This is a genomic window from Novacetimonas hansenii JCM 7643 (assembly GCF_000964405.1).
GTDB classification, from domain to species: Bacteria; Pseudomonadota; Alphaproteobacteria; order Acetobacterales; family Acetobacteraceae; genus Novacetimonas; species Novacetimonas hansenii.
The window spans coordinates 1-6754 of the sequence record NZ_BANE01000219.1; the positions used below are offsets into that span (position 1 = coordinate 1).

A 6754-nucleotide genomic window follows, 5' to 3' on the forward strand; every position below is an offset into this window, starting at 1 on the left:
AGCTTCACCAAAAACTTTTATGATTTCACGATCTTATCGGACTTGCCTTTTCAAACAGTCTCTAAGTCGCGAAGGAATTTGTGTGAAATACAAAAAACCTGATTTCATAACAAATTTTCATCTTTTTTACAAAAACGCCCCTTCTGTCCGATCGCCGTGAAATCACAAAAGTTTCTGGAAAAATTTCCCAAACATCTTTGATTAAAGACAGTTTTCCAAAATAAGCATCCAAGAAACTTTTGTTATTTTACCAATTTTCTACAGACAGGCATCCATGACACCTGCCCGTTCACTCATCATGTTCGGGCATGCGCCAGAACAGCCCTGTACATTGCAGCAAGCCTCTTCTGATAGGCGGCTGGGGAGAACATCTCAGCCTGTGACATACCTTTTTCACAGAGCGATTTACACAGATCATCATCCTGATCCAGTCTGGCAATGCCCGCCTCAATTGATGACAGATCGTACGCATCGACCATAAGCGTCGCATCACCGGCAACTTCAGGCAACGCCCCTTCCTTGCTTGTCAGGACAGGTGCCCCCAGCGCCATGGCTTCAAGGACCGGCAACCCAAACCCTTCCGTGAGGGAAGGGAACAACAAGGCGCGCGAACTGCTTACCAATTTCTGCAGCGTAGCCCGTGACACATAATCAAGCCGGATAATACGCCCCAGTTCGATCCCATATTCAATCAGGCGATTATCTTCCTCATTCTTCCATGCCATGGCGCCAATAATGACCAGCTTCCGCGACGAACGTGTCGCCAGGAATGCCTGTATGATCCGACCGATATTTTTCTTGGGTTCCAAGGACCCGCAGAACAGGAAATATTCCTTTGGCATCAGTCCAAATTTACTGATATCAACTTTTTCAGCGTCATCCGTATTTTCAGAATAGACATCCAGCGACTGATAAGTATTGAATACCTTGTCCCGCGCTTCCGGGAAGAACGAAAGAAAATCATTCCTGCTGGATTCCGACACGGTACATACCGCATCTGAAACTTCTGAAATACGCTTCAGAAGATTGAAATGGTATTTCTTGTTATCCAGTGTCGTACTTGGGAAAACAAGCGGAACCATATCATGCACTGTGTATATATTATAAGACCCTTCGACGATTATTGGAAGCGGGTAAGTCCAGTGCATGATTTGTGGTGGATTGGGAATGCGGACACGCAAAAATTTCCCGGTCTTGTTGAAATATTGCGGTGCGCGCTGAAAAAGACCACGGATATTCAGCAGGCGTTCAAAATCGGGCAGGCGATCCTTATGCATGCGCCGTTCGATACGCCCCGACAGGGGAACGGGCGTTGCGGTAATGCCCCTCACATCGCGAAAAGATTCCTTCAGCCAGTGAGGCGTGGGAAATTTCCCACGTTTCCACCTGTTCTCCCGACCGATCTGATCAAAAAACAGGACTTCGCGTAACGATGCAGGCGTGGAATCCAGAAAATTCAGTCCGTATAGCCCGGATAACCTGCAATGCAACGCCTGCAAATTATATGAAAGCACACGCGCATATGTCGCAATCCCTGTACCTTTTTCCAGAGCAAGGTTAAACCCATCAATACAGATCGAACAAGGAAAGGAACTATGGTCCGTCATTTACGCCGTTCTTTCGCAGAGGTCGCTATGATCATCTTCACAACTTGATTGATAAATCATAATTTTATATCAAGCTTGTAAATTTATGTAAATATACAATTCAATTCCAAAAAAAGAGATGTATATTTACATTTTTACTCACATATCATGGATCAATTCTATTGCCTTTATGGATTTTTCTTCGCGCGACATAGTTGCCATATGGAAATAATACCCCATACCCCTCTCTGGACAGGATACAGGCCGTCAGTGTCTGTCATCCCCATTATTGGCATAGCGGCGATAGACAAACGGCGGTGCGACTTCGGGCAGGCGTGCAATGGCTGCCGTGACCTGATCGTGGGCTGGCGCACGCTCACACACCGGATCGGTCGCTGCCGCATCCCCCGCCAGCGCAAGCGCCTGACAGCGGCACCCACCCCAGTCCTTTTCACGCTGGTCGCAGGTGCGACAGGGTGCGGGCATCCAGTCCGTCCCACGGAACATGGTAAATAACGGGGCCTCGTCCCAGATCGCACCCAGCGTCGCGTCACGCACATCAGGGATTTTCACGCCGGGGATGCTTTCCGCCGCATGGCATGGCAGCACCCGGCCGGAAGGAGAGACATTGACGAAACGACGCCCCCATCCCCCCATGCAGGGCTTGGGCCGGTCGGCATAATAATCGGGCGTAACGTAATCAATGGACAGGCGCCCGGCATATCGCGCACGCGCGGCCTCCACCGCACGGGTGGCCTGTTCCACCTGCTCACGCGTTGGCATCAGGGCGTCGCGATTGCGCAGGCCCCAGCCATAATACTGCGTATGGGCGATCTCCACCCGCCGCGCGCCCATCTGCGCCGCAGCGTCGATCATCTGCGCCACACGTCCGACATTTTCACGATAAATGACGAAATTGAGCGTCAGCGGCATGCCATCGGCCACCACCATCGCGGCGGCGGCCATTTTCTTCGCCTGCGCGCCCTTCATACCACCCACATGCTCGGCATTGGCGGTTTCGATATCCTGAAACGACAGTTGCACATGATCCAGCCCGGCCCCCACCAACGCGGCGAAGGAAGCTGGCGTCATCAGCACGCCAGACGTGATCAGGTTCGTATAAAGCCCACGCCCCACGGCATGACGGATCAGGTCAGGCAGGTCAGGACGTGCCATTGGCTCGCCCCCGGAAAAATGTACCTGCAACACCCCCAGATCCGCGGCCTGATCCAGTATGTCGATCCATTGCGTGGTGGTCAGTTCATTGGCGCGCGGTTCCAGCGCCATCGGGTTGGAACAGTACGGGCACTGCAACGGACACCGGTGCGTCAGTTCCGCCAGCAGGCTCATCGGGGGCGGGGGCATTTCCGTCATGGCAGCAGCACCTGCCGCACCACAAGGTCGGCGGCCATTTCCATCACATCACGCGCAATCAGGTCACGTGGGGCGGCAAAACGCGCGGCAAGATCGGTGACAATCGCATCAAGCGTGCGCGTTCCATCGACCAGGCGCAGGATCTCCACCGCGACAGGATCAGGCAGGAAGGCGCGTTCGGGCGCCTGTATCACCCACTGGTCGCGCACGCGGTCATGTTGCAGCCGTACGCCACGGGCAAACCGCACGACACAGTCGGGCGTAAGGGGCATAGCATCCGTCATGGACAGGTCGGCCAGAATGCACCCGGCGGAATCCGCCCCGGCGTGACATAGGCATAATCCAGCGCATCGAGCATGGACCACAGCACGCCGCACTTGAACTTCAACGCACCCAGCACCGCTTCCTGCTGCTCCACCGTCCGGGCATGTTCGCGGACATAGGACAGCGCAAAATCGGAATCCCGCGGGGCCTGCGTCAGGCGCGGATGGAAATAGGCCAGGGTCTCGCTGTTGACGAAATCATAATGCCGCAACATCCCCGAGACGCGTTCGCTGATGATGGTCGGCGAAAACAGTTCCGTCAGGGAAGAGGCGATTGCAGCAAGGATGGAACGGTCACGCACGAATTCGACATAGGCATCCACCGCGAACTTCGTGGCAGGTAGCAGCCCCTCCAGCGACTCGACATAGGCACGGTCAAGGCCCAGCCCGTCCGTCAGCTTCAGCCAGCGCGCGACCCCTCCGATTCCCGGCGCCTCGCCATCATGATCCACAAGACGCCGCCGCCATTCACGGCGCAGTTCCGCCGTGGGCAGACGCGCCAGCAACGTCGCATCCTTGGCCGGGATCCGGCACTGGTAATAATACCGGTTCAGCGCCCATGCCTGAACCTGCCCCTGCGTCAGGCGGCCATCATGCAGGGCACGGTGGAACGGGTGGAGGTTATGGTAACGCTCCGCCCCGATGGCACGCAGCGCGGCCTCCAGTTCGTCGGGGGAAAGTATCTGTCCGGTCATAGGGTTATCCTCATCCCGTCATGGGCCACGTCCCATCCCTGCGCATTGGCCTGCTGGCGTTCTGCCGAGTCCGAAAGCAGTACGGGATTGGAATTGTTAATGTGAATCAGCACTTTGCGCCCGATCTCAAGGTCACGGAACGCCTCGAACGTGCCGCCTTCGCCCATCAGCGACATATGGCCCATACGCTGACCCGTCTTTTCACCAATGCCCGCGCGCAGCATCTCGTCATCGACCCACAGCGTGCCGTCGAAGAACACAAGGTCCGCGCCCGACAGACGCCGCCGCAGCGCGTCGGTCATGCGCGCGCAGCCGGGGATGAAACAGACACGGCGCTTTCCATCGGTGATCTCAAGGCCGATCGTCTCGCCATTTTCAACAATGGCGGCAGGGTTCGGCCCACGTTCGGCATAAAGTGGCACCTTCCCCGGCACCACAAAGGCACGGATTGTCAGTCCCGCAGGCGCACCATCGACCAGATGCAGCGCGACATCCTGCTCCAGCGGCAGTTGCGTGCGCGTGACCACCTGTCGGTTCAGCGCCTCAAATACCGGATTGGCGTCAAGCGTCTCCAGTACCATATCCGTGGCAAGCAGCGTCAGGGGCTGACGTTCACGCAGGGTCAACAACCCCGCGATGGTATCGACCTCCCCCCCCGTCAGGATCACGCCCGCGATCGGGGTCGAACGCAGCCCTTCGCGCGGGTGCAGCGCAGGGGTCTGGCTGATCTGCGTCCGAAGGTCGGGTGAGGCATTGATGATGAACCAGTGCACTCCATCGCCACTGATGGCGATCGAGGCCTGTGTGCGGGGCAGTGCGGCGGGGTCGCCGGACCGGGCCCGTCGGCAGCCATCGGCGTTGGAGTTCCATTGCGGAAACCCGCCACCAGCAGCCGCGCCAAGAACGATGATGTCGATCATGGCAGACGTTTATAAGCAAATCGCCACCCGTGACGAGACGGGTGGCGATGAAAACGTCTTACTTCTTTTCGCCGCAGACGTAGCTGTTGATTTCCGCGCCCAGGGGAACTTCAGTGATCTTGGGTGTATTCCATGCCATGATTTTTCTCCATTTCCTGCGATGAAGGCGACAAACCTTCATATCCATGAAGCATTTGAACGCTGAATCCGGCACCTTGCAACTCCTTCTCAGGGGGAAGCGCCGTCGTGGGATGAAGAATGGCTTCACAATCATGTGTACCCGCATCATACGTGCCGTGCCGCCATTGCAAGAATTGCGTAGCGGCAATGCCCGCCACTGTTGTGGGTTGCGGAGGCAATCCGGACGGACTAGGCCTGTTTTCCTGTTTCTTGCTCGGTAAAGCCGGTTGGTCGGTCCCCTGATCCCCTGCGTCTTGCCAAAGGTGAAGCCGGATCATGCCGCCCGAAGAGACCATGCCCACCCCGTCTGAAACGCCGTCCGCCACGCCCACTTACGAAAGCATGCAGCAGCATCGCGCGCGGGAGGTCATGCGCCACACCCGCATGGACCTGAAGACCGCATGCCTGCTGGTGCTGTGCATCCTTGCGGTGTTCTATACGCTGTATTTCGCGGCTTCGATCATCCTGCCGATGATCCTGGCGCTGGTGGTGAACCTGCTGCTGTCATCGCCGATGCGTTTTTTACACCTGAAGCTCAAACTGCCCAAGCCGCTGGCGGCGCTGGTGCTGATCCTTGGGGTGTTCGGGGTCGTGGGCGCAATCGGAACCGCCATTTCGGTGCCTGCAGCCGGATGGATCGAACGCGCGCCAGAGGCGATGAACGCACTGGGCGAACGCCTGGCATTCCTGCGCGGCCCGATCCACCTGCTCAACACCGCCTCGGCGCGGATCGAAAGTTTCATGAACATCGCAGGCAGTCACCTTGACCACGCGACCAAGGCGGGCGGCGATGACGCCGAACATATCGTGATGTCCACAGCCCCCGCCAGCGGGGGATTCGACAGCTTCGGTTCCTCCCTGCTGCTGGGAACGCGGGCGTTTGTGGGGCAGTTCTTTACCATGATCCTGATGCTGTTCTTCCTGCTGGCGCAGGGGGACAGCCTGCTGCGACGGTTTGTGGAGATCATGCCCACCTTTGCGGACAAGCGGCGGACCGTGCAGATCGCCTATCAGATCGAACGTAATGTCTCGCTCTATCTGGCAACGATCACGATCATCAATTTCCTCGTCGGTCTTGCGAACATGTTGCAATGCTGGCTGCTGGGCATGCCCAACCCGCTGCTGTGGGGGGTGATGGCATTTTTGCTGAACTATATCCCCATCATCGGACCAATGATGGGGATCACCATCTATTTCCTTGTGGGGCTGTTCACGTTCCCTTCCGTCCTGCAGGCAACCCTGCCGCCTGCGATCTATCTGTGCATCCACCTGACGGAGGGGGAGACGATTACGCCCATGGTGCTGGCGCGGCGCTTTACGCTTAACCCTGTGCTGGTCATGGGATCATTGATGTTCTGGGACTGGCTGTGGGGGATCGGTGGCGCATTCCTGTCCGTGCCGCTGCTCGCTGTATTCAAGATCATCTGTGACCATGTCGATATCCTGACTCCTATCGGCCACATCGTCGGCGGCCCGACACGGGGGGCGACGACGACTCCCTTATTCACACCGGACATGATTGATGAGGATGACAGTCAGCCGCCGGGGAAGTAAGGCTCAGAGCGTTGCCCTGACACCCGCCAAAAGGCGGCATAGCCCTTTGGCAAACCATGGCTTTGATTTACAGAATAGAGGTTTTTGGTGAAGCTTTTTCTAAAAAGCTTCAGAAGACGCCG

The 6754-nt window shown here is 56.9% G+C and carries 7 protein-coding genes; 1 reads left to right on the forward strand and 6 read right to left on the reverse strand.

Annotated elements, in window-relative coordinates; all coding sequences use genetic code 11:
- Positions 1 to 296: 296 nt before the first annotated feature.
- The 6 genes from B7G66_RS13575 to pqqA form a co-directional block, all read right to left on the reverse strand.
- Entirely contained in the window at positions 297 to 1277 is a 981-nt protein-coding gene (locus tag B7G66_RS13575) for a glycosyltransferase family 4 protein (RefSeq protein ID WP_239016140.1), read from the reverse strand.
- A 576-nt stretch (positions 1278 to 1853) separates the two neighbouring features.
- The gene (gene pqqE, locus B7G66_RS13580) at positions 1854 to 2960 is read right to left on the reverse strand and encodes a pyrroloquinoline quinone biosynthesis protein PqqE (RefSeq protein ID WP_040510311.1); all 1107 of its coding nucleotides are present in this window, start codon (positions 2958 to 2960) and stop codon (positions 1854 to 1856) included.
- Positions 2957 to 3244, reverse strand: coding sequence for a pyrroloquinoline quinone biosynthesis peptide chaperone PqqD (pqqD, locus tag B7G66_RS13585; RefSeq protein WP_040510309.1), 288 nt, complete (start codon positions 3242 to 3244; stop codon positions 2957 to 2959). Before pqqD ends, pqqE begins: the two co-directional genes overlap by 4 nt.
- The gene (pqqC, locus tag B7G66_RS13590; RefSeq protein ID WP_003616805.1) at positions 3241 to 3978 is read right to left on the reverse strand and encodes a pyrroloquinoline-quinone synthase PqqC; all 738 of its coding nucleotides are present in this window, start codon (positions 3976 to 3978) and stop codon (positions 3241 to 3243) included. Before pqqC ends, pqqD begins: the two co-directional genes overlap by 4 nt.
- Positions 3975 to 4898, reverse strand: a complete 924-nt coding sequence (pqqB, locus tag B7G66_RS13595; RefSeq protein ID WP_003616803.1) for a pyrroloquinoline quinone biosynthesis protein PqqB — start codon at positions 4896 to 4898, stop codon at positions 3975 to 3977. The genes pqqC and pqqB overlap by 4 nt, the downstream gene beginning before the upstream one ends.
- 58 nt (positions 4899 to 4956) lie before the next feature.
- Complete coding sequence (gene pqqA / locus B7G66_RS13600; RefSeq protein WP_075595519.1) at positions 4957 to 5037, reverse strand: pyrroloquinoline quinone precursor peptide PqqA; 81 nt, start codon at positions 5035 to 5037, stop codon at positions 4957 to 4959.
- A 317-nt stretch (positions 5038 to 5354) separates the two neighbouring features.
- Here pqqA and B7G66_RS13605 point away from each other — a divergent pair, with 317 nt between their 5' ends.
- A complete protein-coding gene (locus B7G66_RS13605) occupies positions 5355 to 6632 on the forward strand; it encodes an AI-2E family transporter (RefSeq protein WP_003616799.1) in 1278 nt (425 codons plus the stop codon).
- Positions 6633 to 6754: the final 122 nt, after the last annotated feature.

Excerpts from the sequence above, each read along its gene's own strand:
- B7G66_RS13575 (WP_239016140.1), bottom strand. The coding sequence starts at position 1,277 with ATGCATAAGGATCGCCTGCCCGATTTTGAACGCCTGCTGAATATCCGT.
- pqqE (WP_040510311.1), bottom strand. The coding sequence starts at position 2,960 with ATGACGGAAATGCCCCCGCCCCCGATGAGCCTGCTGGCGGAACTGACG.
- pqqD (WP_040510309.1), bottom strand. The coding sequence starts at position 3,244 with ATGACGGATGCTATGCCCCTTACGCCCGACTGTGTCGTGCGGTTTGCC.
- pqqC (WP_003616805.1), bottom strand. The coding sequence starts at position 3,978 with ATGACCGGACAGATACTTTCCCCCGACGAACTGGAGGCCGCGCTGCGT.
- pqqB (WP_003616803.1), bottom strand. The coding sequence starts at position 4,898 with ATGATCGACATCATCGTTCTTGGCGCGGCTGCTGGTGGCGGGTTTCCG.
- pqqA (WP_075595519.1), bottom strand. The coding sequence starts at position 5,037 with ATGGCATGGAATACACCCAAGATCACTGAAGTTCCCCTGGGCGCGGAA.
- B7G66_RS13605 (WP_003616799.1), top strand. The coding sequence starts at position 5,355 with ATGCCGCCCGAAGAGACCATGCCCACCCCGTCTGAAACGCCGTCCGCC.